This window comes from Burkholderia sp. Bp8994 (genome assembly GCF_003853805.1).
Lineage (GTDB): Bacteria > Pseudomonadota > Gammaproteobacteria > Burkholderiales > Burkholderiaceae > Burkholderia.
Genome location: NZ_QTQH01000027.1, coordinates 20,277 through 46,686, shown reverse-complemented (window position 1 = coordinate 46,686; position 26,410 = coordinate 20,277). Strand labels below are relative to the sequence as shown.

General features: G+C 68.4%; 25 protein-coding genes. 5 read left to right on the top strand and 20 right to left on the bottom strand.

The annotated features are described in order from the left end of the window. Nucleotides 1–84: 84 nt before the first annotated feature. Genes DIE04_RS26200 through DIE04_RS26180 form a run of 5 tightly spaced genes read right to left on the bottom strand, consistent with a single transcriptional unit; the run spans nt 85 to nt 5,210 of the window. Nucleotides 85–450, bottom strand: a complete 366-nt coding sequence (locus tag DIE04_RS26200; RefSeq protein WP_006765703.1) for a response regulator — start codon at nt 448–450, stop codon at nt 85–87. Nucleotides 451–486: 36 nt separating this feature from the next. After that, nucleotides 487–1,455 carry a chemotaxis protein CheX gene (locus DIE04_RS26195; protein WP_044843940.1) on the bottom strand — a complete coding sequence of 323 codons (969 nt, stop codon included), beginning with the start codon at nt 1,453–1,455 and terminating at the stop codon, nt 487–489. 22 nt (nt 1,456–1,477) lie between these two features. Further along, on the bottom strand, nt 1,478–2,062 hold the full coding sequence (locus tag DIE04_RS26190) for a hypothetical protein (RefSeq protein WP_124522936.1): 585 nt from the start codon (nt 2,060–2,062) through the stop codon (nt 1,478–1,480). Beyond that, nucleotides 2,059–2,799 (bottom strand): methyl-accepting chemotaxis protein, encoded by a 741-nt coding sequence (locus DIE04_RS26185; protein WP_124522938.1) that lies wholly within the window; start codon nt 2,797–2,799, stop codon nt 2,059–2,061. Before DIE04_RS26185 ends, DIE04_RS26190 begins: the two co-directional genes overlap by 4 nt. Before the next feature lie 2 nt (nt 2,800–2,801). Further along, the gene (locus DIE04_RS26180; protein WP_124523794.1) at nt 2,802–5,210 is read right to left on the bottom strand and encodes an ATP-binding protein; all 2,409 of its coding nucleotides are present in this window, start codon (nt 5,208–5,210) and stop codon (nt 2,802–2,804) included. A gap of 96 nt (nt 5,211–5,306) precedes the next feature. Between DIE04_RS26180 and DIE04_RS26175 the strand changes: the two genes are divergently transcribed. Then, complete coding sequence (locus DIE04_RS26175; protein ID WP_124522942.1) at nt 5,307–5,528, top strand: hypothetical protein; 222 nt, start codon at nt 5,307–5,309, stop codon at nt 5,526–5,528. Between the two features lie 80 nt (nt 5,529–5,608). Here the strand turns inward: DIE04_RS26175 and DIE04_RS26170 are convergent, their stop codons facing one another. From DIE04_RS26170 to DIE04_RS26145, 6 genes are all read right to left on the bottom strand, one after another. Beyond that, the gene (locus tag DIE04_RS26170; protein WP_124523796.1) at nt 5,609–6,619 is read right to left on the bottom strand and encodes a succinylglutamate desuccinylase/aspartoacylase family protein; all 1,011 of its coding nucleotides are present in this window, start codon (nt 6,617–6,619) and stop codon (nt 5,609–5,611) included. Further along, nucleotides 6,616–7,842: a pyridoxal phosphate-dependent aminotransferase gene (locus tag DIE04_RS26165; protein ID WP_124523797.1), complete on the bottom strand. Its 1,227-nt coding sequence runs from the start codon at nt 7,840–7,842 to the stop codon at nt 6,616–6,618. The genes DIE04_RS26170 and DIE04_RS26165 overlap by 4 nt, the downstream gene beginning before the upstream one ends. 52 nt (nt 7,843–7,894) lie before the next feature. Continuing rightward, the gene (locus DIE04_RS26160) at nt 7,895–8,590 is read right to left on the bottom strand and encodes an ABC transporter permease (RefSeq protein ID WP_124523798.1); all 696 of its coding nucleotides are present in this window, start codon (nt 8,588–8,590) and stop codon (nt 7,895–7,897) included. A 49-nt stretch (nt 8,591–8,639) separates the two neighbouring features. Further along, nucleotides 8,640–9,356, bottom strand: coding sequence for an ABC transporter permease (locus DIE04_RS26155; RefSeq protein ID WP_044843934.1), 717 nt, complete (start codon nt 9,354–9,356; stop codon nt 8,640–8,642). 49 nt (nt 9,357–9,405) lie between these two features. Further along, nucleotides 9,406–10,203, bottom strand: coding sequence for a transporter substrate-binding domain-containing protein (locus DIE04_RS26150; RefSeq protein ID WP_124488854.1), 798 nt, complete (start codon nt 10,201–10,203; stop codon nt 9,406–9,408). Nucleotides 10,204–10,312: 109 nt separating this feature from the next. After that, the gene (locus DIE04_RS26145; protein WP_409333460.1) at nt 10,313–11,098 is read right to left on the bottom strand and encodes an ABC transporter ATP-binding protein; all 786 of its coding nucleotides are present in this window, start codon (nt 11,096–11,098) and stop codon (nt 10,313–10,315) included. A 248-nt stretch (nt 11,099–11,346) separates the two neighbouring features. On the opposite strand from DIE04_RS26145, the gene DIE04_RS26140 reads away from it, so the two are divergent. Next, the gene (locus DIE04_RS26140; RefSeq protein ID WP_260426299.1) at nt 11,347–12,003 is read left to right on the top strand and encodes a TetR family transcriptional regulator C-terminal domain-containing protein; all 657 of its coding nucleotides are present in this window, start codon (nt 11,347–11,349) and stop codon (nt 12,001–12,003) included. Nucleotides 12,004–12,099: 96 nt separating this feature from the next. On the opposite strand, the gene DIE04_RS26135 is transcribed toward DIE04_RS26140, so the two are convergent. From DIE04_RS26135 to DIE04_RS26105, 7 genes are all read right to left on the bottom strand, one after another. Continuing rightward, nucleotides 12,100–13,713: a 5-guanidino-2-oxopentanoate decarboxylase gene (locus tag DIE04_RS26135; protein WP_124523800.1), complete on the bottom strand. Its 1,614-nt coding sequence runs from the start codon at nt 13,711–13,713 to the stop codon at nt 12,100–12,102. Between the two features lie 55 nt (nt 13,714–13,768). Next, nucleotides 13,769–14,407, bottom strand: a complete 639-nt coding sequence (locus DIE04_RS26130; protein WP_124523801.1) for a MarC family protein — start codon at nt 14,405–14,407, stop codon at nt 13,769–13,771. A gap of 61 nt (nt 14,408–14,468) precedes the next feature. Next, nucleotides 14,469–15,197: an NAD(P)H-dependent oxidoreductase gene (locus DIE04_RS26125; RefSeq protein WP_124523802.1), complete on the bottom strand. Its 729-nt coding sequence runs from the start codon at nt 15,195–15,197 to the stop codon at nt 14,469–14,471. 41 nt (nt 15,198–15,238) lie between these two features. Next, nucleotides 15,239–16,033, bottom strand: coding sequence for an ABC transporter permease (locus DIE04_RS26120; RefSeq protein WP_124488859.1), 795 nt, complete (start codon nt 16,031–16,033; stop codon nt 15,239–15,241). A gap of 20 nt (nt 16,034–16,053) precedes the next feature. After that, on the bottom strand, nt 16,054–16,929 hold the full coding sequence (locus DIE04_RS26115) for an ABC transporter permease (protein WP_124488860.1): 876 nt from the start codon (nt 16,927–16,929) through the stop codon (nt 16,054–16,056). Nucleotides 16,930–16,951: 22 nt separating this feature from the next. Further along, nucleotides 16,952–18,061 carry an ABC transporter substrate-binding protein gene (locus DIE04_RS26110; protein ID WP_124523804.1) on the bottom strand — a complete coding sequence of 370 codons (1,110 nt, stop codon included), beginning with the start codon at nt 18,059–18,061 and terminating at the stop codon, nt 16,952–16,954. A 138-nt stretch (nt 18,062–18,199) separates the two neighbouring features. After that, entirely contained in the window at nt 18,200–19,363 is a 1,164-nt protein-coding gene (locus DIE04_RS26105; protein ID WP_124523806.1) for an ABC transporter ATP-binding protein, read from the bottom strand. Between the two features lie 146 nt (nt 19,364–19,509). Between DIE04_RS26105 and DIE04_RS26100 the strand changes: the two genes are divergently transcribed. The 3 genes from DIE04_RS26100 to DIE04_RS26090 are packed head-to-tail and all read left to right on the top strand — an operon-like array spanning nt 19,510 to nt 23,639. Beyond that, the gene (locus DIE04_RS26100) at nt 19,510–20,298 is read left to right on the top strand and encodes an enoyl-CoA hydratase/isomerase family protein (protein ID WP_044843924.1); all 789 of its coding nucleotides are present in this window, start codon (nt 19,510–19,512) and stop codon (nt 20,296–20,298) included. Nucleotides 20,299–20,301: 3 nt separating this feature from the next. Then, nucleotides 20,302–21,459 carry an acyl-CoA dehydrogenase family protein gene (locus DIE04_RS26095; RefSeq protein ID WP_044843923.1) on the top strand — a complete coding sequence of 386 codons (1,158 nt, stop codon included), beginning with the start codon at nt 20,302–20,304 and terminating at the stop codon, nt 21,457–21,459. A gap of 50 nt (nt 21,460–21,509) precedes the next feature. Further along, nucleotides 21,510–23,639 (top strand): acetate--CoA ligase family protein, encoded by a 2,130-nt coding sequence (locus tag DIE04_RS26090; RefSeq protein WP_124523808.1) that lies wholly within the window; start codon nt 21,510–21,512, stop codon nt 23,637–23,639. Between the two features lie 97 nt (nt 23,640–23,736). Here DIE04_RS26090 and DIE04_RS26085 read toward each other — a convergent pair whose 3' ends face one another. Together DIE04_RS26085 and DIE04_RS26080 are read right to left on the bottom strand one after the other, a co-directional pair. Further along, on the bottom strand, nt 23,737–25,128 hold the full coding sequence (locus tag DIE04_RS26085; protein WP_124523810.1) for an FAD-binding oxidoreductase: 1,392 nt from the start codon (nt 25,126–25,128) through the stop codon (nt 23,737–23,739). Between the two features lie 43 nt (nt 25,129–25,171). Further along, nucleotides 25,172–26,302, bottom strand: a complete 1,131-nt coding sequence (locus tag DIE04_RS26080; RefSeq protein ID WP_124522966.1) for a porin — start codon at nt 26,300–26,302, stop codon at nt 25,172–25,174. Nucleotides 26,303–26,410: the final 108 nt, after the last annotated feature.

Below are 26,410 nucleotides of genomic sequence, written 5' to 3'. Positions count from 1 at the left end.
AACCGGCGACGCAGCGGTCGCGCGTCCCGAATCGCAAACTCGAACACGCAACCGGTATCGGGCCCGCTCCCGCCGAATATCGGCTCAGCCCGCGAGCTTCTTCAGCGCGTCGAGCACCGCATCGCCCTTGAACGGCTTCACGATCCAGCCCTTCACGCCGGCGGCCTTGCCGCGCTCCTTCATCGCCGGGCTGCTTTCGGTCGTCAGCATCACCACGTTGACCGACGTGTTCGCCAGCTCGCCGCGGATCTTCTCGACCATCGTCAGGCCATCCATGTTCGGCATGTTCACGTCGCTGATCACGAGACGCACGCCGGGTGTCGCCTTGAGCTTCGCGAGCCCGTCCTTGCCGTCCACCGCCGTCGCGACGTCGAGCCCGTGATTGCGCAGGAAACCCGCGACTTCGTCGCGCACCGTGCCCGAATCGTCGACCACCAGAATCTTTGCCATGCCGTCTTCCCCTTTCGTCGTTGCCGACTTCAACATTCAAAACAGTTCGAGTTCGCCCGCTTCCACCATTGGCCCCACGTCCTGCACAGATTCGCGGAAATCCTCCGGCGACCAGCTCAGGCTGAACACGAAACGCTGGTCGAGCCGCACCGACCGCCCCGATGCGGGGTCGGTCATCCGGTACTTGAAACAGAGCTGCGGACAGTCGCCGCCGAACGAAATGAACTTCTGCTTGTGATTGACGACGAGCGGCACCTGCACCGGATGGCGCGCAAGGGCCTCCGCGTCGCCGAGATAGCGGTTCTTGAACGCGCCCCACACGAGGTTGGTCAGCTCGCCGAGCACGCTGTTCACGTCGCGGAAATCGGGTGCCCGGCCGTCGTCGCGCGTGCCGCCGATCATGTCGAGCAGCGGCTGCTCGCTCGTCTGCAGCAGCATGTAGCCGCGGCACCATGCGCTTTCCAGCGCGATCAGGCTGAACACCTCGCCGAAGATGATCTGGTCGCGCACGATGCACGGCGTGTCGCGCTCGATCGTCATGCCCGGGAACAGGCTGTCGAGCCGCGCCTCGGTGATCTCCGCGATGCCGCGCACCAGTGCGTTCGGGTAGTCGCGGCCGAACAGGTACTCGTCGATCGCGCGCTTGAGCGGCGTCAGGTCGTCGGCGACGTAGGCCGCGCACGCGACGCGTGCGAGCGCATCGGGCAGCCCGTCGCGCGACGCGTCCCCTGCATTCGACATGCGGCGCAGGATGATCGGCAGCTCGGGGCGCAGCGCATCGATCTGCGTCGCGACGATCGCGCTTTCGTCCGGCGAGCCGCCGTAGTCCTCGGCGAGCAGGATCGCGCCGAGATCGATGTTCGAGCGCAGCACCTTCAGCAGCCGGTTGCGCCGCACGGTCAGGCCGACCAGGTTGTGCTCGTCGCAGAAGCGCTTGAGCGTCGCCGCATGCGCGCGGCTGTCGTCGAGCACGAGCACCTTGCTGACGGGTTGGTCTACGGTCATGTCGCGGAGTCCTCGCAATCGGTCAAAACAGTTCGAGCTCGCCGCCCGTGTCCACGCTCGCCGCTTCCGACACGTGGAAATCGACCGGCGCGTTCGCGCACACGCACAGCGTCGCGCCGATCCGCACGTCGCCGTCGAGCGTCACGTCGTACGCGGCCACGTGGCCGGGATTCAGCGCCTGCAGGTAGTCGATGCTCGCGCCGCTCAGCAGGTAAGGCGTCGACATCCCGAGATCGGGGAACGGCACGGTCAGCGCCTGGTTGATCGCGCCGCAGCACAGGTTCGCGACTTCCATGAACGCTTCGGGCAGCGGCCGCTGCGCGCTCGCGCCGGGCGCCGCCGCAGCGAAATGGCGGCGCGTCGGTTCGTCGTCCCGAAAACGCAGCGCGAGCAGCAGCCGGAAATGCAGCGCCGAGATCGTCAGCACTGCGACGTGTTCCGCGATCTTCGGCATCGCGCGCGACTTCGTGCGGGATGGGTCATGTGACGCACCATGTGCGTCGTCGGCAGCCGGCCGGATCTCGCACGCGCCGCCGGACGCGAGCCGCGTGCGCGCCGCATCGAAGAAGATCCGCTCGAAACCGGCGCGGGCCTGCGCGCTGATCACGCCGCCGCTCCTTCGAGCCGCGCATGCAGCTGCCCCGCCAGCGTCTCGACCGTCGCGAGCGCGGCCGTGATCATCTTGCCGCCGGCCTGGATGTCCTGGAACGTCGCGGCCGTCACGAGATCGTTGCGGTTCAGGCTGTCGCGATAGCTGTTCGACAGTTGCTGCGAGCGCGCGGCAAGCCCGCGCACCTCGCTCGCGACGATCGAGAAGCCGCGTCCCGCGGCGCCCGCGCGCGCGGCCTCGATCGATGCGTTCAGCGAGACGATCGACACGTGCGCGACGATCGCCGACAGCTCCTGGTTCTTCGTGCGCATGTCCTGGTTCTGCGTGGTCAGCGAGATCATCTGCTCGTGCCAGCGCTCGAACGTGCCGGCCAGCCCGCGCAGGCGCGCGGCCTCTTCGGCGAGCTTCGCCGCGTGCTGCGACAGCGCGGCGCGCTCGGCCGCGAGCGCCTGCAGCGCGTCGCGCTGCTCGCCGGTGCCGGCCGCCTCGCGCGCCCGCGTTTCCTCGAGTTCCGTTTCGCGGCGCGTCCATGCCCGTGCGGCTTCCGCATGTGCGGCCGCGGCTTCGTCGGCCCGCGCATCGGCCGCGCCGAGCGCGGCGCGCAACGCGTCCGCTTCGCGCGTCAGCGCGGCAACGTGCCGCGCGCGTGCGATGCGCCACGCGAACGCGGCGATCGCCGCGACCACGAGGCCGCCCGCCAGCGCGGCACCGATCGGGATCATCCACGCTTGCACGATCACTCCGTTGCGTCGACGTTCACGGCGTGCACCGGCTGCCCGATTTCGCGCACCGCAGCGTTGGCCACGCCGTTGACCGCACCGTCCGCCGCGAAACGCGCCGGCAGCGACACGATCGTCTCGAACGCGCGATACGACGCGCCGACGCGATCGTCGGTAAAGCGCAGCGCGATATCGCCGCCGTCGCGCTTCAGGAAGTTGCGCACCGCGTCCATCCCGACGCCGCGCCCCGATACCTCGGTCACCGCGCGCGCGGTCGAGAAGCCCGGGCGGAAGATCAGTTCGGCCACGGCTTCGTCGGTCAACCCGGCTTCGTTGCCGGCGTCGATCCAGCCGCGCTCGCGCGCGATCCCGCGAATCCGGTCGAGCGCGAGGCCGCGGCCGTCGTCGGCGAGCACGAAGCGCAGTGCCTCGCCGTCGACGTCGACCGCGATGTCGATCTTGCCGGCCGGCGCCTTGCCGGCCGCGCGACGCTCGTCGGACGTTTCGATGCCGTGGTCGATCGCGTTGCGCAGCAGGTGCATGAACACGTTCGTCAGCGTCGCGCCGATCTCGCTGCGCACGCGATGGCCGTTGCTGTCGATATGCACGACGGGCGCCGGCTTGCCGAGTTCGGCCGCGAGCGACGGCAGCGATTCGATCACGCCGCCCAGCGCATCGCCGATGCCCTGCGTGCCGAACTGGCTCAACAGGCGGCGCACCGAATCGCGCGCCGCGTGCCAGTCGCCCGCGTTCGCCGGGTCGGCGCCGTCGAGCATGCGCAGGCTCTCGCTGATATGCGCGCGCTCGACCATCAGGTAGTCGGCGCCGCCATGCTGCGCCGCCTCGCCGTGGCGGCCGAGCGTGACCGCGTTGATCGTCGCGTAGCGGTCGACCGCCTCGCGCACGCGGGCGAGGTCGTCCATCAGCGCATCGCGGTTCCACTCGGGGCCGCCGTCGGCGCGGCGCAGCGATTCGTACGCCTGCTCCGCTTCGTGCACGATGTTGGTCAGGTGCTGCAGGCTATACGTGCGCGCATTGCCCTTGATCGTGTGCATGTTGTGAAACAGCGCCGCGACGATCGAGTGATCCGCGCGTTCGTGCTGGCGGATCATCCGCTCGTTCTCGCTGAGGAAACCCTTCGCGCTGTGCACGAAGTCGTGGAACTTGTCCTGGCTGATCGACAGGATCTCGCCGATCATCTCGAGGCGGCGCTGCTGCTCGCCGGCCTGCGCGGTCAGCTCGCGAATCTCCGTCACGTCGCGCACGCACAGCATCAGCCGCACGACCGTGTCGGTCTCGTCGGTGATCGCCGACCAGCTCAGGTCGAGCCATTTCTCGCGGCCGTCCGGCATCCGCTTCGCGACTTCGTTGACGAGCAGGTGCTCGTTGAACGCGAAGTTCATGCTGTCCTCGCCGAGGCACGCATGCACGGCCGCGTCGACCTGCGAGCGCGCGTCGGAACCGATGCCCGAATCGTCGAACACGAGTGCCATCAGGTCGCGGCCGGCGATGTCGTGCGTTTCGAAGATGGTTTCGAGGTAAGCCGAATACTCCGCATGCACGACCCCGCCTTCGACGACGGTCAGGATCCCCTGCTGCATGTTCTGCAGCATCGCCTGGATGTCGGCCGTCTTCTGCTTCAGTTGCGCGGCGTTCTCCTGGATCTTCTCGATCATCCCGTTGAACGCGACGATCGAATGGCCGATCTCGTCCATCCGGCCCACCGGCACGCGGCGCGTGAAGTCCTGGCTCGTCGCGATCTCGCTCATCGCCGTCTGCATCCCGATCAGCGGACGCGTGATCTGGCGATACAGCACGAAGCCGAGCGCGGTCAGCAGCACGACCACCGTGCCCGCCACCCCCGCGATCGCGGTGGCCGTCGTCGCGAGCATGCCGTTCAGCGCACGGATCGCGTCGTCCTTCTGGCGGTTCTTCTCGACGCGCAGCGTGTCGACGATGCTTTCGAGTTCGTCGCGATACTGCGCGACGTTCGCGAACAGGTACGCCTGCGCCATCTCGGGCTTGCCGTCGGTCTTCATCTTCACGGTGTCGTCGATCGCGGCGAAGTAGTTCGCGGCGCTGTCCTTCGCCTGCGCGACGAGGCCTTCCTGCGCGCGGCCGACCGCCGATTTCGCCTGGGCGTCGAGCGCGGCGCGCAGCGCACCCTGCTTCGCCTTCAGTTCGTCGCGCGCCTGCGCGGCGGTGTTCGCGTCGGGCGCGTACACCAGCGTCATCGTCGCGATCTGGATGTTCTTCACGTCGGCGACGAGATCCGCCGACGCGAGCGCGCTCGGCACGATTCCCTGGGTAACCTGACGCACCTCGGACGCGCTCTTGCGCGTCTGGTACACGGCGTACACGCCGATCGCGGACAACGCGAAAAACGTCAGGACGACTAGCAGCGTAATGCGATGACGGATGGTCATGAGTACAGCTCCCCGCAGCGATCCGGCTTCGATCGCGCTCTGGCCTATTGAAAGAATGTGAGCGGCGAATTATCGGGGATGGTGTATGACCGTCCGATGACTGAAAATCAATCGGCCGTTGAGGAAATCGCAATGATTAATTGCGACGGGAAAATCCTAAAGTTTTCCGCGAATGAGCCGTTAACCTTCGGCGCATCTGGGCTCTGGCCGCTTGCCGGGCAGCGCGGAATAATCGCATCCGGAAATTTATTCTTCGATTCTCGATTCGGCAATTCAATCCGGCCGAATACCGGTGAAACGTTTGCGCATTATCCGTGAATCGAATCGCTCGGGCAGTCATTCACGCGCGATAACGGAGATCATGCGCGAGCCGGACCGGCGGGCCGCATCATTGCCGCTCACGGGTCGAGCGCACCGCCCGACCAGCCTGCCGACGGCCGCGACCCGGTCAGCTTCAACGCGACGTCGCCCTGCGCGACCAGCCGCTCGCGATTGCGCGTGACGATGCGCCCGGCTTGCGGCGCCACCAGCACGTGCTCGCTGCCGGGCACGCCCGGCAGCGCGACGATCCGCGCGATGCGCTCGCCGGCCTCGACCGTCGCGCCGAGTTCGCGTTCGTACACGAGCACGCCCGACACCGGCGCGAGCACGGTTTCCATGTGCGCGATCGGCACGGCGTCGCCATGCCAGTCGCGCACGCCGGCCGGTTCCGCGATCACGCCGCGGCCGCGCAGGAACGCAAGGATGCCGTCGGCATCGCGTTCTGCGAGCGTGTCGGACACGTCGGATTGGCCGCGCAGTTCGATCGTCGCGACGAGTCGCTCGCGCAAACCGCCGTTGCGCGCCCAGTGCGCGGCAATCGCGCCTTCGAACGCGCCGTCGTCGTCCTCGTCCCACAGGATCGCGACGTCCACGCCGAGCGCGGCCGCGAGATCGCGGCCGGCCGGCCACAGATCGCGATGCAGGTATACGTACGGCAGCGCCTCGGAATCGGTATGCAGATCGAGCACAATGTCGGCGTCGCACGCGGCGTCGAACACCGTGCGCTGCCACGCGGCGAACGTCGTCGCGGGCCGGCGCGCCGCAGCCGATTCGTGAAAGTGCCGGTTGAAATTGCGGTGCGTCGCGTCGTGGAAGCGGCCGAGCAGCCGCCCTTGCCGGAACTGCGCGAGCCCGAGCGGATTCGCCTGCGGCACGACCGTCACCGTGCCGCGCAGCGCGCCGCGATCGTGGGCCGCACAAAGTTGCGGCAGCAACCGGTGCAGCACGAGCATGCCGGCGATCTCGTCCGCATGCACGCCGGCCTGCAGGAGTACGCGCGGCCCGTCGCCGCCCGACAGCCGCCACGCGCGGATCGCGAGCGGCTGGCCGCCGTCGCCCGGCACCTGCCACGTCAGCGTTTCGATCATCGTCGCTCCTCCTTCCGGTTCCGGATATGCATCACGACGCCGCGCGCGTTCCCGCCGAGGCTTGCGACGAATGCCGCGATGCGCTCGCACGCGTCGGCGAGCTTCGCATCGTCGACGACGAAGCCGAAGCGCACGAAGCCCGACGCCGTTTCGCCGAACGCGCTCGCATCGAGCAGCGCGACCTGCTTTGCGCGGAACAGCCCCCACGTGAAAGCGTTCGCATCCAGCCCCGTGCCGCGCACGTCGACCATCATGAACATCCCGGCTTCCGGCAGCAGGCAGCGCAGCCCCGGGACGTCGCGCAGGCGCGCGTACGCGAGGTCGCGGCGGCGCCGATACAGCTCGCGCATGTCGGCGACGATCGTGGCCTTGTTGTCGAGCGCGGTCACGGCCGCCTGCTGGACGAAGCCGGGCAGTCCGTACAGCATGCACAGCGCGAGCCGTTCCGCATGCTCGATCAGCTCGATCGGGCCGATCGCCCAGCCGACCCGCCAGCCCGGCATCGCATGCGATTTCGACAGGCTGCCGATCGTCACCGTGCGCTCGGCCATCCCCGGGAGCGACGCGATGCTGACCATGTCGCGCTCGAACGTCAGCTCCGCGTAGACCTCGTCGGACACGACCCACAGGTCGCGCTCGCATGCGAGCCGCGCGATCCGTTCGAGATCGGCGCGCGGCATCACGACGCCGGTCGGATTGCACGGCGTCGCGAAGAAGATCGCCTTCGTGCGCGGCGTCACGGCCGCTGCGAGCGCGTCGACGTCGAGATGAAAACCGCGAGCCGCATCGACCGGCACCGGCACGAGCGTCGCGCCCGACGCGCGCACGCTGGCTTCGTACGTGAGGTACATCGGCTCCGGCACGAGCACCTCGTCGCCAGCCTCGCACAGGCACAGCGCCATCGCGAACAGCGCGTTCTGCGCGCCGGCCGTCACGATCACGTGCTCGGCGCCGACCGCCTGCCCGCACGCCTTCGCATGCTCGCGCGCGATCGCCGCGCGCAGCTCGGCGCGCCCGCGCACTTCGCTGTAGTGCGTATCGCCGCCGCGCAGCGCGGTCACCGCGCGTTCGACGATCACGTCGGGGGTCGGGAAATCCGGATCGCCGACGCTCAGCACGATCGCCGGCTCGCCGGCCGCGACGGCCGCCTGCGCCGCGTAATGAATGTCCCAGGCGGTCGTGCGCTTGCCCTGCAGGCGCTCGACCAGCTTCGAATAGTTCATGTGTTCTCCGGCGCGCGGCGCCCGCCCGGCCGCCGCGCCATCAAGGGTTCGTTCAACGCGGCATGCGCACCGGCACACGCCGCTCGAGCCGGCCGAACGCGCGCTCGATCGCGAACGCGAGCACGACGTAGATCACCGCGATCGCCAGCAGCGGCTCGTAGGTCCGCAAGGTCTGCGCGCGGATGTAGTTCGCGGCGCCGAGCACGTCCATCACCGCGACCGTCGACGCGAGCGCGGTCGATTTCAGCAGCATCACCGTCTCGCCCGCGAGCGTCGGCAGCAGGATCTGGATCGCGCGCGGCAGCCACACGCGCCGCGCGATCATCGACGGGCGCATCCCCATCGCGCGCGCGGCCTCGATCTCGCCCTTCGGCACACCGCGCAGCCCGGCGCGCAGCACTTCGCCGACGTACGCGCCGACGCTGATCACCAGCGCGAACGCGACATACCAGAAGCCGTCGCGCAGGAACGGCCACAGCACGCTGTCGCGCAGCGCGGGCCAGCCGGCGAACAGCGAGCCGACACCATAGTAGATCAGGTAGATCTGCACGAGCAGCGGCGTGCCGCGGATCACTTCGGTGAACGCCTTGCTCACGCGCGCGACGACTGCATTGCCCGACAGCCGCGCGAACGCGACGGCGATCGCGAGCCCGAAGCCGAATACGGCCGACACGACGAGCAGCTTGACGGTGGTCAGCACGCCGAGCAGCAGCAGCGCTCCGTAGGAAGACAGTACGCTCAGATCCATGACATTGATCCGGTTCGGTCGAAAGATGCGTGGAAAGGCGGGACGTGGGTCACGATGCGGGCATCCAGCGGCCGAAGCGCCGCTCGATCTCGCGGAACAGCATGCCCGACAGCGACGTGATCGCGAAATACACGGCCGCGACCATCAGGTAGTAGTGCAGGTACTCGCGCGTCGAACCGGCCGCCTGCTTCGCGGTGTAGAGCAGCTCGCTGTAGCCGACCACGCTGATCAGCGCGCTGTCCTTCACGAGGATCAGCCACAGGTTCGTGAAGCCGGCCAGTGCATACGGTGCCATCGCGGGCAGCGTCACGCGGCGGAACACGAGCGCCGGCGGCGCGCCGAACGCGCGCGCGGCTTCGATCTGCCCGTACGGGATCGCGAGGATCGCACCGCGGATGATCTCGGCCGCATACGCGCCCTGCACGATGCCGAGCACGATCACCGCGGCCGCGAAGCCGTTGACCGCGACCGGCCCGACGCCGATCGCCGTCATCAGCAGGTTGATCGCGTCGGTGCCAGCGTAGTAGAGCAGCAGGATCAGCAGCAGTTCGGGCACCGCGCGGCACAGCGTCGTGTAGCCCTGCGCGAGCCGCTCGAACGCGCGCACGCCGGACAGCTTCGCGACCGCGCCCAGGAGCCCGAGCACGATGCCGACGACGAACGCGCCGAGCGAAATCTCGAGCGTCACGCCCGCGCCCTGCAGCAGCGCGACGCCCCAGCCGTCCGGGTCCATGCCCAGGTAGCTCACCCATCCCCAACCGTCCATGCCGCCTCCTCCGTCCGTGCGTGGCGCCCGTCGGCGCGAAATCGTGCGATCAGTGCGGCCAGAGGTCGATCGGGAAATACTTCTTCGCGATCTGCGCGTACTTGCCCGACGCATGCAGCTGCTCGAGCGCCTGGTCCATCTGCTGCTTGAGCGGCGCATCGGCCTTGCGCATTCCCGCGCCGACGCCGTAGCCGAAGATCGCCGGATCCATCTTCACGCTGCCGGGGCCTTTCAGCTCGAACGTCGCACCGTCCTTCGACTTCAGGAAGTCGAGAATGCCGAGCTGGTCGAGATACATCGTGTCGATGCGGCCCGCGACGAGGTCCGAGTTGCAATCGTCCTGCGTGTTGTAGAGCCGCACCGTCGCCGTCTTGCCGTACGCCATCTTGATGAACTCGGCGTTCGCGGTCGAACCCTGCACGCCGATCACCTTGCCCTTCAGGCCGTCCGGCGTCAGCGTGAGCTTCTGGTTCTTCGCGCCGACGAAGGTGCCCGGCGTCTCGTAGTACGGCCGCGAGAACGCAATCACCTTCTGGCGTTCCGGCGTGATCGACATCGAGTTGAAGATCACGTCGATCTTGTCGCTGAGCAGCGCCGGGATGATGCCGTCCCACGCGACTTCCTTGATCTCGCACTTCGCCTTCATCTGCTCGCACACAGCGCGGATCAGGTCGGCCTCGAAGCCGCTCCACTGCCCGGTCGGGCTTTTCATCAGGAACGGCGGATACGGCTCGGCGGCGACGCCGAAGCGCAGCACGCCCGGCGACGCGTGCGCGGAACCGAACGGCGCAAGCGCCGCGAGAACGAGACTCAACAGGCACAGCAGACTGCGAACGACACGCTTCATGGTCGGACTCCTGGCTGGAAAGATACGAAATCGGTACGGCCGGTATCGGTGTGGCCGGCATCGGTGCGGCCGGCCGCGCAGGCAGGCAGGCGCGGGCCGTGCCATCGGTTCAGTGACGTTGCCGGTGCGCGTTGACGAACTGGCGGCAGCGTTCGCTCTGCGGCGCATCGAAGATCTCGGCCGGCGCGCCGCTCTCCTCGACGCGTCCCTCGTGCAGGAACAGCACCTTGTTCGACACGTCGCGCGCGAATGCCATCTCGTGCGTGACGAGGATCATCGTGCGGCCTTCGCACGCGAGATCGCGGATCACCTTCAGCACTTCGCCGACGCGTTCGGGATCGAGCGCGGAAGTCGGCTCGTCGAACAGCATCACTTTCGGCCGCATCGCGAGCGCGCGCGCGATCGCGACACGCTGCTGCTGGCCGCCGGACAGGAACGCCGGATAGACGTTGCGCTTGTCGGCGAGGCCGACGCGTTCGAGCAGCTGCTCGGCGCGCGCGAGCGCTTCGGCGCGCGGTTCGCGCAGCACGTGCACGGGCATCTCGATCACGTTCTCGAGCACCGTGCGGTGCGCCCACAGATTGAAGCTCTGGAACACCATGCCGAGCCGCGTGCGAATGCGTTCGACCTGGCGCGGATCGGTCGGCACGGTGCGGCCCTTGCGGTCGAGCTTCAGCCCGATCTCCTCGCCATCGACGACGATGCGCCCGCGGGTCGGCGTCTCGAGCAGGTTGATGCAGCGAAGCAGCGTGCTCTTGCCCGAGCCGCTCGCGCCGATCAGCGAGATCACTTCGCCTTCGCGCGCGCTCAGCGACACGCCCTTCAACACCTCCAGCTCGCCGAACCGCTTGTGCAGGTCCGTCACCTGCACGCGCTCCTCGACCGCCGTCTTCACGCTCTCCGCCCGCGCCAACATGCTGTCTCCTGTGTCGAATTCTCACGCCCGTCCCGCGCGGGATCGCGGCGTCTTGTTGAATGGCCGACCAACCTCATGTGGAGTCGAGTATAGGCTCTGTTGAACAAGGGTTCAACAGATTTCAATAATCCGGAAGCAAGGGTTTTCGCGGGTTCCATCGCTGTAATTGAACAAGCGTCCGACACTCCCCTATAATCGGTGCCATGACGATTCCGTAAGGTCACCCCGTGAAAAAGACTTCTGGCAGCGCACCGGTTCAGACCCGCAGCCGCGGCATCCGAGAAACACCCGCGGTGCGGCAGCAATCGATCATCGACGCGACGATGCGCTGCATCGCGCGCTACAGCTATTCGGAAACCACGATCGACCGCATCTGCGCGGAAGCGAAGGTGTCGCGCGGGCTGATCAACCATCACTTCCAGTCGAAAGACGAGCTGATGGCGCAGACCTACAAGCGGCTCGCGGCCGACCTGCTCGACGTGTCGCGCGCGGCCGCCGCGAACGCGACGGGCCCCGAGGACAAGCTCGACGCGATCATCAAGGTGTGTTTCGCCGCGCCGGTGTTCGCGCCGAAGAACGTGAAGGTCTGGCTCGGCTTCTGGAGCGTCGCGCACAGCGATCCGGTGATCCGCAAGGCGCACAAGGAGCTGTATGCCGGCTACCGGCAGGCGTTGAAGAAGTTGTTCGACCAGATCGCGGAAGTGCGCGGCGGCACCGTCGACAGCGAGCTCGCCGCGCTGACGGTGACGGCGGTGATCGACGGCTTCTGGCTCGAACTCGCGCGCGACCCCACGTCGTTCACCGCGGAAGACGCGCTGACGAGCTGCCTGCGCGTCGTCGATTCGTTCCTGCCGCCGCCGAAGACGGCGCGCAAGCGCGCGTAACGCACGCAACGCGCCTCGCCGGCAAGCCGGCGCACTCGCGCCGCACTCGCGCCGCAACCGGCACGACGGCCTCGCATCGCGAGGCCGTTCGCATTTTCAGGCCGCGCGAATCTCGATCAGGTACGGCGCGTCGTGCGCGGCCGCTTCGCCGAGCGCACCGGCCAGCGACGCACCCTCTTCGACTCGCTGCGCACCCCATCCATACGCGCGCGCGAGCGCGACGAAATCGGGCGTATGCAGATCCACGCCGACCGGCTCGACGCCGCCGTCGACCATCGCACGCTTGATCTCTCCGTAACCGCCGTTGTTCAGCAGTACGACGATCACGCGCGCGCGATGCTGCACCGCGGTGCCGAGTTCGGCGAGCGTGTACTGGAACCCGCCGTCGCCGGCGAGGCAGACCACCGGCCGCGATGCATCGCCGAGGCTCGCGCCGACCGCGGCCGGCAGCCCGTAGCCCAGCGAGCCGAAGCCGACCGACGCGTTGAACCAGCTGCGCGGACGCGACGCCGCGAAGCCGACGTTGCCCGCATAGACGATCCGCGTCGAATCGCCGACGAGCGCCGCATCGGGCAGCGCGTCGCGCACACTGTCGAGCAGCGCGAGATCGCGCCGCATTTCGTCGTTGAGTTCCTGCCGCGCCGCCGCACGGCACACCGCCGCCCGCTCGACGCCATCGCCATCGCCGTGGCCTTCGCTGCGCGCCCGCTCATCGGCCGGCCACACGCGCCGCAGCGCGCGCAGCGTTTCGCCGACGTCGCCGAGCAGCGGCAGCGCGGGCACCGCATTGCGGCACAGCTGCTGCGGATCGATGTCGATCCGCACGAGCGGCGCGGGCATCGAGAAGCTGCGCGTCGCATACAGGTCGTAATCGGTCGGGCCGAGCTCGGTGCCGAGCGCGACGATCAGGTCGCTGTCGCGCATCAGCGCGCGCACCGCGTCGCCCGACGCCGACCACGACACGCCAAGCGGATGCGCGCTCGGCAACACGCCGCGCCCGTTGATCGTCATCACGACCGGCGCGTCGAGCGTCTCCGCGAGCCAGCGCACGTCGGCGGCCGCGTCGAGCGCGCCGCCGCCCGCGAGAATCAATGGCGCGCGCGCGGCGGCGGCCTTCGCACGCAGTGCGTCGATGCCGTCGGCCGATGCGGGGCCGGGCGTGATGCGCGGCGGCACGGCCGTCACCGGCGGCAATGCATCGGCCGGCGCCGCGAGCACGTCGAGCGGAATCTGCAGATGCACGGGGCGCGGCCGGCCGCCCGAGAACACCGCGAACGCGCGCGCGATCGCCTGCGGCAGCGCGTCGGCGCGCGGCACCGTGTAGCTGAACGCGGCGATGTTCTGCGCGAACGCATGCTGGTCCGGCAGTTCGTGCAGATGGCCGTTGCCGGAGCCGATGTCGCCGGACGCGTTGACGCTCGAAATCACCAGCATCGGAATCGAATCCGCATACGCCTGCGCCATCGACGTCGCGATGTTCGTCATCCCGGGGCCGGTGATCACGAAACACACGCCGGGCTTGCCGGTCGCGCGCGCATAGCCGTCCGCCATGAAGCCGAGGCCCTGCTCGTGGCGCGCACTCACGTGGCGCAGCGCGCTGCCGGCGAGCCCGCGGTACAGCTCGATCGTATGCACGCCGGGAATGCCGAACACCGTGTCGACGCCGTAGGCGGCGAGAAGGTCGACCAGGTACATGCCTACTGTTTTCATGTGATTTCCATCGTTCAGGGTAAGGAGGTGGATCGCGCGCGGCCCCGTGAGGCCGTCAATGCGCGAGCCCCGGCAACAGTTCGCGCACGCCCTGCGCGAGCATCTGGAACGCGATCGCGGTCAGCACGATGCCCGACAGCCGCTCGACCAGCGTCCTGCCGATCTCGCCGAGCCGCCGGCACCACGACGCCGAGCACGCATACGTGAGCCCGATCACGCCCGCGTGCAGCACGCACGCCGCGCTCAGCGCCAGCAGGTCGGCCGGCGTATGAAAGCGCGTCGCGGTCGTGATCACGAGCGACATCACCGCGCTGCCGATCGACAGCGGGAAGATCAGCGGCACCGCGATGTAGCTGCGCCATTGCGCATACTCTAGCCGCGTGTCGCCGCCGCTGCGCTCGTCGTTCGCCGTGCCGCGCATCATCGGAATCGACCACAGGCACAGCACGAGGCCGCCCGTCAGCGTCAGCGCACCGAGCGTGAGACCGAGCATGCGCAACAGGAACTGGCCGCCCCACACCGCGCCGATCATCAGCGCCGCGATCCACGCGAACAGCCTGAACGCGATCTGCCGCTGTGTCACGTCGGGAAAATGCCCGGTGACGGCCGCATACATCGGGATCGCGACGGGCGGACAGAACAGCGTCAGGAGCCCGGTCAGGAACAGCAGCACGTCGCTCGACGTCAGGGTCATCGCTCGAACTCACATGCGGTCGGGTGGATAAGCGGCGCGGTGGCGACGCGGCCGGGCGTGATCAATCCTGCGTGGCGTCCTGCGGCGCGCGTTCGCGCGGCCGCATGTCGCCATCGAAATCGTCGAGCGTCGGAAACGCCATCGGTTCGTGCCGGTCGATTTCTGCGAGATAGGCGTCGTAGCGTTCCAGCACGGCCGCGCGCTCCGCGTCGCCGATGTACGGCACGTGATAGCCGACGAACGACGGCAGCACGTCGAAGCCCGCGTAGCCGAGCGTGCCGCGCAACACGTGGCGCAGCATCAGGTCCATTTCGCCGTGCACGCCGTCCGCACCGAACATGTAGTCTCGGCCGCCGCACGTATAGGCAAGCAGCGCGCGCTTGCCGCGCATCCCGCCGCGATCGTAGAAGCGCACGCCGCCGTACACCTTGCCCGACACGAGCACGCGGTCGATCCAGCCTTTCATGATCGCCGGCACCGAGCACCAGAACAGCGGAAAGCTCAGGATCAGCAGGTCGCACGCGGCAAGCTTGTCGAGTTCCGCGGCAATGTCCGGCGCGATCGCGTGCGCGGCGACGTTCTCGCGCTGCTCCAGCGCGTAGACGAGATAGTCGGGGTTCTTGCGCACGCCGAAATCGGCCGCGCTCGCGACCGGATTCCACTGCATCGCGTACAGGTCGGACACCGTCACGGTATGCCCCTGCGCTTCGAGCGTGCTCACCGCGCGGTGCAGCATCGACGTCGTGAACGACTGCGGTTCGGGATGGGCGTGAACGATCAGGACTTTCATGGTGCGAGTTTTCTCCGCGACGTAACGTTGAACTGCTGGATTCAGACGGATCCGGCCGCACGCTTGCGCAGCAGCGACAGGCCGATCGCGACGCAGGTCGCGACGAGCAAAAGCGTGGATACCGACGCGATCGCCGGATCGACGTTCTCGCGCATCCCGTCCCACATGCGGCGCGGCAGCGTATAGACGTTCCGGCTCGAGATGAACAGCGTGACGACGAGCTCGTCCCACGACAGGATGAACGCGAACACCGCGGCCGACAGCACGCCCGGCCGGATCGACGGCAGGATCACGTAGCGCAGCGTCTGCGCGACGTTCGCACCGAGGCTGCGCGATGCCTGCTCGATGCGCAGCCCGACGGTCGCGAGCGATGCCGAAACCGCCACCACGACGTAGGGCACCGACAGCACGACGTGCGACAGGATCGCGGCGGGATAGCTGTCGAGCATCCCGAGTTCGCCCCACAGCCGGTAGAACGCGAGCGCCGACACGATCGGCGGCACGATCAGCGGGAACAGGATCACGCCGCGCACGAACTCGCCGCGCCGCGACGCGACTTTCCACAGCCCGATCGCGCACAGCGTGCCGAGCGCGACCGAGATCGCCGACGACACCAGCGCGATCAGCCCGCTTTGCAGAAAGCTCGACACCCAGCCGTCGTCGTCGAGCAGCACGCGGTAGTGCCGCAGCGACAGCGCGCCGTCCGGCATCGACAGGTAGTCGCTCGGCGTCAGCGAGACGGGCACCGACACGAGCAGCGGCAGCATCAGGAACAAGATCGCGGCCCACGCGATACCGACCACGAGCGCGCGTCCTGCGGTCATTCGGGTGTTCATCGGAACCTCCTCCGTTCGGGTCAGCGCGCGCCGAACAGCTCGCGCAGGTCGACGAAACGCGCGAGCAGCGCGAGCGCGGCCAGGATCGACGCCAGCAGCAGCGACGCGAGCGCCGCCCCGCTGCCCCAGTTCACGAGCTGCAGGATCTGCGTGCTGATGTATTCGGCGATCATCACGGTGCGGCCGCCGCCGAGTATCACCGGCGTCACGTAGAAGCCGAGCGAGAAGATGAACACGAGGATCGCCGCGCCGACGATGCCCGGTCGCGTCTGCGGGAAATACACCTTGCGGAACGTGACGAACGCGCCCGCGCCGAGCCCCTGCGAGGCACGCGCGAGCTGCGGATCGATGCCCTTCATGTTCGCGTACAGCGGCAGCACCGCGTACGGAATCATGAAGTGGATCATCCCGATCACGACGCCGACCTCGTTGCGCATCAGCGGCAGCGGCGCGTCGATCAGCCCGATGCGCAGCAGCAGCGTGTTGACGAGCCCCTGCTCGCCGAGCAGGAACAGCCACGAGAACGCGCGCACCAGCACCGACGCCCAGAACGGCACGAGCAGCCCGAACATCAGCGCCATCCGTTGCCGCGGGCCGACGTGCGCCATCGCATACGCAATCGCATAGCCGAGCGCGACCGAACACACGGTCGTGACCGCGCACACGCGCAGCGTGGTCCACAGCACGCGATGCACGCCGTGATTGCCGAGCAGCCGCGCATAGTTGTGCAGGCCCGGCTCCGGCACCGTGAAGCCGAGCCACAGCACACGCACGAGCGGATACACGTACAGCACGATCAGCACCGCGAGCAGCGGCACGACGAGCAGCCAGTAACGATCGGCCTTCGCGCGGCCGAGCGGGACCGCGCCCGCGACGGGAGTAGACAGGGTATTCATGGCGTCACGCTCGCGAGGCGGCTCAGGACGACATCAGGTCGGTGTACTGCGCGAGCGTCGCTTCGTAGTGCTGCGCCCACCACTCGGGATTCACCTTGCACTGCTTTGCCCAGTTCTCCGGCGTGCCCGGGTTGTCGGCGCGTAGCGCCTGCGGCACCGCGGCGGTCGCGGCTGGCGTCACCGGCCCGTTGCCGAGCAGCGACAGCAGGCGCACCTGCGGCTCGACGCCCTGCACGAACTTGATGAACTGCCAGACGGCATCGCCCGACGGATTGTTCTTCGGCACGCCCCACACGTCGCACGACGCGAGCCCCTGCTCCCACGTATAGCGGAACCGGCCATTGCTCTCGCGCTGGATCACGTTCGCGCGCGTATGCCAGATGCACGCCATGCTGACTTCGCCGTTGCGCAGCAGCTGCAGGCTGTCCGCGCCCGAATCCCACAGCAGCACGTTCGAGCGCAGTTCCTTCAGCTTTTTCAGCGCGCGCGGCACGTCGATCGGATAGACCTTGTCCTTGTCGACGCCGTCGGCCATCAGCGCGGCTTCGAGCGCGCCGCCCATCCATTTCCACAGCCCGCGCTTGCCCGGAAACTTGCCGACGTTCCAGAAATCGGCCCAGTTCTTCGGCGGGTTCGCGCCGAACTTGCGCGCGTCGTAGACGAGCACGTAACTCAGCAGGTACGACGGCACGCCGAAGTCCGATGCGAGCCCCGGCAGCGTGTTGCGGCCGACGACCGAATAGTCGATCGGCCGCAGGAAGCCCTGCTTGCCGAGCTTGATCGCCGCGAAGCCGTCGAGATCCATCACGTCCCAGATCACGTTCCGGTTCTCGACCATCGCCTTGATCTTGCCGTCCTCCGGCGACGAGTCGTAGCCCATCCGGATGCCGCTCGACTTCGTGAACGGGTCCATGTACGCGGAGCGGAACGCCGAACGCGCTTCGCCGCCCCATGCGCTGAGCACGATTTCCTTCGGGTTCGACGCGAGTGCGTCCTTCGCGCCGAGCGACAGCAGCGTCGGCGCGATGCCGGCCGCCGCGCACAACCGCAGAAAATCGCGGCGGCGCTGCGACATCGCCGGTTGAAGTTCGCGTGCTTGGTCGAGCAGGTCCTGCAGATGGCGGTTCGTCATGGTGTCTCCTCCAGGCTGGTCAGCGCCCGCACGCGTCTCGTCGTTTTCGGGCATCGGTGAATCGGTGAATCCGTCAGTCGGTGAGTCGGCGGCGACGGCGGCTCGTGCCGCTTCGCGCGGGATGCAACGTGCGCCGCGTCAGTCGGCCGCGATCCGGCACGTCGCGTCGCGCTCCCACTGCACGAACACGTCCATGCCGCAGCGTGGTGACGCGAGCCCGCGCCATGCGGGCACGTCGGCCGTCACGCAGCCGAGCGCCGGCGTCTCGATCTCGAAGCGGTACGACGAACCGAAATAGCTCCAGTGGCGAATGCGACCCGCGACTTCGTTGTGCGCACCGCCGCACGACGTCGCCGACACCGCGACCTTCTCCGGGCGCAGCGCGAACAGCAGCGGCTCGTCGGGCCGCGCACCGCACGCCGGCGCGACGAAGCGCGCATCGCCGACGCGGTAATGCGTCGTCGAAGCATCGCCGCCGAGCGCGACACCTTCGATGAAATTGCTCTTGCCGAGGAAGTCCGCGACGAAGCGGTTGGCCGGCTGCTCGTAGAGCCCGTCCGGCGTGCCGATCTGTTCGAGCCGGCCGTCGCGCATGATCGCGATCCGGTCCGACATCGACAGCGCTTCCTCCTGGTCGTGCGTGACGAACAGGAACGTCGCGCCGAGCCGCTCGTGCAGCGCCTTCAGCTCGACCTGCACCTCGCCGCGCAGCTTGCGGTCGAGCGCGCCGAGCGGCTCGTCGAGCAGCACGAGATCGGGATCGAACACCAGCGCGCGCGCGATCGCGACGCGCTGCTGCTGGCCACCCGACAACTGGCGCGGCAGGCGATCGGCAAGATGGCCGAGCCGCACGAGATCGAGCGCGGCCTTCACGCGCTTCACCGCGTCGGGCCCTTTCCGCTTGCGCACCATCAGCGGATACGCGACGTTCTGTTCGACCGTCATGTGCGGAAACAGCGCATAGCCCTGGAACACCATCCCGAAGTTGCGCTTCTCGGGCGGCACCGCGACGATGCTGCGGCCGCCGACGCGCAGGTCCCCGCTGCTCGGATGCTCGAAGCCCGCGACGATCGTCAGCAGCGTCGTCTTGCCCGAACCCGACGGCCCGAGGATCGTCAGGAATTCGCCGCGCGGAATGTCGATCGTCGTTTCGCGCAGCGCATGCACGCTGCCGTAGCGCTTCGACACGCGATCGATCTGCAGGCCCGCGCCGCTCGCCGCATGCTGCGCCGCCGCGCGTGCCGCATGCGCCCCGGTCCTGCCGTCCTCCACACCTGCCGACGTCTCCATCACCACGCTCATCGTGTGTCTCCTGGTCGACTCACAATTGGGTTGAACGTTCATTTAACAGAACTTATACTATGCCGAAATGCGGTCCGCAAGTAGCGGCGACCCTTGCCGGCTCTGACACCACCCCGACACACAACAACCAGGAGACAGTGATCAGCATGAGCATCGAGGACATTCGAATCGAACGGCACGACGGCGTCGTGACCCTTCGCCTGAACCGCCCGGCGAAACGCAATTCGCTCGCGCGGCCGCATCTCGACTTTCTTCGCGAGACGCTCGACGCGCTCGCGAACGATCCGGCCGTGCGCTGCGTCGTACTGACCGGCACCGGCAGCGCGTTCTGCGCGGGCGCGGACGTCGACGAATGGGCCGAGGCCGAGCGCAACGGCGAACTCGACACCTACGGCTGGACCGAGCGTGCGCACCGTTTCGTGCAGACGCTCGCCGCATTTCCGCGTCCGACGATCGCCGCGCTGAACGGTTCGACGGTCGGCGCCGGCACCGACATCGGCTTCGCGTGCGACTTCCGCATCGCGAGCACCGCTGCGACGCTGCGCTGCGGGTATACGGGCATGGGCTACAGCCCCGACATGGGCGGAAGCTGGTTCCTGCCGCGCATCGCGCGCCCCGACGTCGCACGCCGCTTCATCTTTCTGAACGAACGCTGGAACGCGCAGGACGCGCTTGCCGCGGGGCTCGTGTCCGAAGTCGTCGACGCCGACGATTTCGCAACGCACGTCGCCGCGTTCGCCGCGCGTCTGGCGCAAGGGCCGAGCGTCGCGTTCGGCCATACCAAAGCGCTGCTCGCGCAATCGCTCACGCACACCCTCGCCGAGCAACTGCGCGGCGAGCTGGCGGCCGGCGTCGCGTGCGGTCACAGCGAGGACGGCCAGGAAGCGCTTCGCGCGTCGGTCGAAGGTCGCGCACCTCATTTTGTCGGGAGATGATCGATGGATTTTTCGCTGACCCAAGAGCAGGAAATGCTGGTGACGTCCCTGCGTCAGTTCGTCGAGAAGGAACTGCAGCCTCATGAATTCGCGGTCGATCGCGCGGACGACGTGCCGCCCGAACTCGCCGACTCGATCCGCCGCAAGTCGCTCGAGCTCGGCTTCTATGCGTTCAACATGCCCGAGAGCGCCGGCGGCCCGGGGCTCGACTACGTGACGCAGGCGCTCGTCGAACGCGAGCTCGGCCGCACGAGCTGGGCGCTGCACGTGTTCGTCGCGCGGCCGAGCAAGATCCTGATGGCGTGCAAGGGCGACCAGGTCGAGCGCTACCTGAAGCCGGCCGTGCGCGGCGAGCGCGTCGACTGCTTCGCGCTGACCGAGCCGGGCGCCGGCTCCGACGCGATGGGCATCCGCACGCGCGCGGTGCGCGACGGTGACGACTACGTGATCAACGGCAGCAAGCACTTCATCAGTCATGCGGACACGGCCGACTTCGTGATCCTGTTCGCCGTCACCGGCGAGGAGGAAGTGCGCGGCCAGAAGCGCAAGCGCGTGACCTGCTTCCTGATCGACAAGGACACGCCGGGCATGACCGTGCGGCGCGGCCCGCACTGCACGAGCCTGCGCGGCTATCACCAGTCGGAGATCTTCCTCTCCGACTGCCGCGTGAGCGCCGCGCAGATCCTCGGCGAAGAGCATCGCGGCTTCGAGCTCGCGAACGACTGGCTGACGGCCGGCCGCGTGATGGTCGCCGCGAACAACATCGGCCGCGCGCAGCGTGCGTTCGAGATGGCCGCCGAATGGGCCGCGACGCGTCATCAGTTCGGCAAGCGCATCGGCGACTTCCAGGGCACGTCGTTCAAGCTCGCGGACATGCAGACCGAGATCCGCGCGGCGGAACTCGTCACGCTGTACACCGCGCAGAAACTCGACCAGGGCACGATGACCGACGGCGACGCCGCACTCGCGAAGCTGCTCGCGACCGAGACGCTCGGCCGCGTGACCGATCACGCGGTGCAGATCTACGGCGGCATGGGGCTGATGGACGAACTTCCGATCGAGCGCTTCTGGCGCGATGCGCGCATCGAGCGCATCTGGGAAGGCACGTCCGAGATCCAGCGCCATATCCTGTCCAAGGAAATCCTCCGACGCTACAGCTGACGTGAATCGTCGCGCCGGCGCGTCCGGCGCGACTTCCGAAAGGACCTTTCATGACTTCCTCTCCCGCAGTCAGGGATCACCGCGCGGCCGCGGCGACCAATCTGCGCCGGCTGCTCGACCCGGCCAGCATCGCGTTCGTCGGCGGACGCGGCATCGCGGGCGCCGTGCAGCGCTGTCGCGATTACGGCTATACCGGCGACATCCGGCTCGTCAATCCGAATCATGCGGAGATCGACGGCGTGCGCTGCCATGCGAGCGTCGCCGACCTGCCCGCCGCGCCGGACGCCGTGTTCGTCGCGGTGCCCGCGCGCCAGGCGATCGACGTCGTGCGCGCGCTCGCCGCACGCGGCGCCGGCGGCGCGATCGTCTACGCGTCGGGTTTCTCCGAAACGGGCGCCGACGGCGCCGCGCTGCAGCAGGCGCTGGTCGACGCGGCCGGCGACATGGCCGTGCTCGGCCCGAATTGCTACGGCCTGATCAACGGGCTGAACGGCAGCGCGCTGTGGCCGGTCGCGCATTGCGCGCCGCGCGTCGAATCGGGCGTCGCGGTGATCACTCAGAGCGGCAACCTCGCATACAACCTGTCGATGAGCGCGCGCTCGGTGCCGTTCGCGTATCTCGCGAGCGTCGGCAACCAGGCGTCGGTCGACATCGCGCGCCTCGTCGATGCGTTCGTCGACGATCCGCGCATCCGCGCGATCGGCGTGCACCTCGAAGGGCTGAAGGACGTGCGCGCGTTCAGCGAGGCCGCGGCCCGCGCGCTCGCGCGCGGCGTGCCGATCGTCGCGCTGAAGAGCGGCACGTCGACGCTCGGCGCGCAGCTCGCGATGAGCCACACGAGTTCGCTCGCGGGCTCGGACGCGCTGTACGACGCGCTGTTCCGGCGGCTCGGCGTGATTCGCGTGAAGGACCCGGTCGGCCTCGTCGAGACGTTGAAGCTGCTCGCGATCGCAGGCGTGCCCGAGCGCCGCACGCTCGCCGCGCTGGCGACGTCCGGCGGCGATGCGGGGCTCGTCGCCGATCTCGGCGAAGCGCGCGGCATCGCTTTTCCGCCGGTCGGCGATGCCGGCCGCGACGCGCTCGGCAACGTGCTGCCCGCGTACGCGACGATCGCGAACCCGCTCGACTTCACGACCACGCCGTGGGGCGACCCCGACAAGATGCGCGCGTGCTGCGACGCGCTGCTCGCCGATCGCCCGGGCGCCGCCGCGATGATCCTCGACTATCCGCAGGAAGCGACCGGCGAGCGGCCGCTGTGCGATATCGCCGCGGACGCGTTCGCGGCGTCCGCACGCCAGCACGGCGTGGTCGGCGCCGTGATTTCGGTGTTTCCGGACCTGACGCCGCCCGATCACGCGGCCCGCATGGCCGCCGCCGGCGTCGCGCCGCTGCAGGGGCTGGCCGACGGGATCGCTGCGATCGGCGCGGCGATGGCCTACGGCGACACGCGCCGCCGCGTGCTCGACGCCGACGCGCTGAACGCGCTGCCGGTGCTGCGCGCGGGCGACGGCGGCCACGGCACCGCGACGCTGCACGACGAATGGGCGAGCAAGCGGATGCTGGCTGCGCACGGGCTCGACGTGCCGCCGGCCGAATGCGTCGCGCCCGCCGATGCGCCGGCCGCCGCGCAGCGGCTCGGCTTTCCGGTCTGCGTGAAAGTGGTCAGCGATCGCCTGCCGCACAAGACCGAGGCCGGCGCGGTCGCGCTGAAGCTCGGCTCGCCCGAAGCCGTCGCCGCGACCGTCGTGCGAATGACCGAACAGGTCGCGCGTCATGCGCCGGATGTGCACGTCGAACGCATCCTCGTCGAGAAGATGGCCGACGCGCCGCTGCTCGAGCTGATCGTCGGCGTGAAGCGCGAGCCGAATTTCGGTCTCGCGCTGGTGCTCGGCACCGGCGGCGTGCTGGTCGAACTGATCCGCGACACCGCGACGCTGCTGCTGCCGGTGCGCGAAAGCGACGTGCGCGACGCACTGCTCGGGTTGAAGCTCGGCCCGCTGCTGACCGGCTATCGCGGGCGGCCGAAGGCCGATCTCGATGCGGTCGTCGCGAACGTGATGGCGATCGCACGCTTCGCACAGGCGCATGCCGACACACTCGTCGAACTCGACGTCAATCCGCTGCTGGTGATGGAACGCGGTGCGGTGGCCGTCGATGCGCTGGTGCGGCTCGACGCGTGATGCCGGCCTGAAACGCGGCGGCCCGCTTGCGTGATGCGCGAGCGGGCCGCTGCCTGATTGCCGAGCCGTCCGTCGAAAGCGAAGAACGCTCCGCCGTTCAGATCACCTTGCCGGGATTCAGAAGTCCGAACGGATCGAATGCATGCTTGAGACGTCGCATCGCGGCGATCTCGACGTCGCTGCGCGAACAACCGAGCCAGTCGCGCTTGTAGCGGCCAATCCCGTGCTCGGCCGACACCGAGCCGCCCGCATCGCGCACGAGCGGATACAACACCGCGTCGACGTCGTGCGCGCCCTCGCCCGTCGCATACGGCGCGGAAACGCACACATGCAGGTTGCTGTCGCCGAGGTGGCCGAAGAAGAACACGTGCGCCCCGGACCAGCGTGCGTTCAGCGCGCGCTCGCACGCGTCGATGAACTTCTCCGTCGCGCGCGGCGGAATGCCGACGTCGAAATTGACGACGCCGGGGAGATCGTCGATCGCGAGCCCTTCGCGCACCGTCCAGAAGGCCTGCGCATCGGCCGCGGTCTGCGCGAGCGCCGCATCGTCGATCAGCCCGCGTTCGAGCCAGTCGGCCAGCACCGCTTCGAACCGTTCGGCCGTCTGCGCGGCATCGCCGCTCGCGCATTCGATCAGCACCTTGACGCCGCCGTCCGCCGGCAGCGGCGCGTGCGTGCCGGGCGTATGCGCGCACACGTAGCCGTAGAACGCCGGCCACATCGCCTCGAAGCTCAGCAAGTCCGCGCATGCGGCACGCGCGTCGCGCAGCAGCGCGAGCGCCGCCGCCGTATCGCGCACCGCGCACAACGCGGTGGATGGCGCGGCGAGCCGCGGATGCAGCCGCAGCACGACGCGCGTGATGACGCCGAGCGTGCCTTCGCTCCCAACGAAAATCTGCCGCAGGTCGTAACCCGCGTTGTTCTTCAGCATCTTGTTCAGCGAACTCAGCACGGTGCCGTCGGTCAGCACGACCTCGAGGCCGAGTACCTGCTCGCGCGTCGTACCGTAGCGGATCACGCGATTGCCGCCCGCATTGGTCGCGACGTTGCCACCGATCTGGCACGAGCCGCGCGCGCCGAGATCGATGCCGAGCGCGAATCCCGCGTCGTCCACTGCCTGCTGCAGCTCCTGCAGCGTCGTGCCGGCCCATGTGGTGACGGTGGCCGCGTCCGCATCGATCTCGACGACGCCCTTCATGCGTTCGAGCGACAGCACGACGTCCTGCGCACCGGGCCCGGCGCCGGCCGCGAGCCCCGTCATTCCGCCCTGCGGCACGACCGTCTGACGATGCGCGGTGCAGATCGCGAGCGCGCGGCTCACATCGTCGACGCTGCGCGGCCGCACCAACGCACGCGGCCGCGGGCCGGCCGCTTCGCCGTAGTTCGTGAAATGACGCGCGCCGATGGCGTCGCCCACGCTGACGCAATCGGCGCCGAGTGCGTCGCGCAGCGCGGCGACGACGTCGCCGTTCAAGGAAGGATCGGACATGATCGACGGGGCCGGCCGAACCCGGCCCGGGAGCGAGTGAGGATCAGAAATTGTGCCGCATGCCGATGCGCGCGGCGGCCTGCGTGCGGCTCGTCGACGGCGTGAAGCTGTAGCCGATCACCGCGTCGACGCCGTTCGATGCACGCATCCAGTCGACCGCCGCATACACGTCGGTGCGCTTCGACAGCGCGTAATGCGCGCCGAGCGCGACTTCGTGCCAGTGATGACCTTCGAACGTCGTGTACTGATAGCCCGCGACGAGCGACAGCGGCACGGTTGCCTGGTACAGGCCGCCCGCTTCGTACACGCGCATCGTCGACGATTGTCCGTAGCCCTTGAACGTCGTGTTGCTGAAGTCCGCGTTCAGCGTCAGCTTGCCGAACGTGTACGACGCGCCGACACCGAAGATCGATTGCGAATCGATCGAGAACGGCGTCGAATCGTGCAGGTCGGTGACGGCGCCCGTCGCCGGGTCGACCGTCGCGACCGTCTGCCCGAGCATCGTCCGCACGCCCATCTGCGCATACGGATCGAGCGCGGCAAGCCGGCGTGGCGCGTTGAGCCGCGTGTAGTTGCCGCCCGCCGAGAAATCGCCGTGCGTGTAGCTCGCGCCCACGCTCCATGCGCTCCCGTCATGGAAGCTGCCCGCGTCGTTGCTGAACGAATACATGCCGCCGACCACGAGCCCGTGGAAGCTGTTGCTGACGAATTTCACCGCGTTCTGCAGCCGGTCCCCGCTCTGGCGGTCGAAATCGCCGAGATGCACGCCGTAGCCGCTACCGAACGCGCTGACGTTGTACGCGGCCGTGAAGTCGAATGCGAAGTCGTACTGATTACCGAACGTCAGCGTGCCCCAGTCGTTGCCGAGCCCGACGTACGCCTGCCGCCCGAACATCGCGCCACCCTGGTTCAGCCTGCCGGTGCCGAGCCGGAAGCCGCTCTCGAGCTTGAACACCGCCTTGTTGCCGCCGCCGAGATCCTCGGTGCCCATCAGGCCGACGCGGTTGCCGTACGACACGCCGTCGTCGAACAGGTACGCATGCGCGCCGCCCGTGTTGTTCACGTAGGTGATGCCGCCGTCGATGATCCCGTACAGCGACACGCTGCTCTGGGCATGGGCGTAGCCGTGGACCATCACCGACATCATGCCGGCCAGCAGGAAGCGCTTCTTCATTTTCGGTGTCTCCGGTTGCCGCGCGCGGCGGCTCGATTTTCGTTGTGCGTGAACGCCGCCCGCCTGCTTCGCTTCGGCACCGCGGCGCTGGCGAGTATAGGTTTTGCT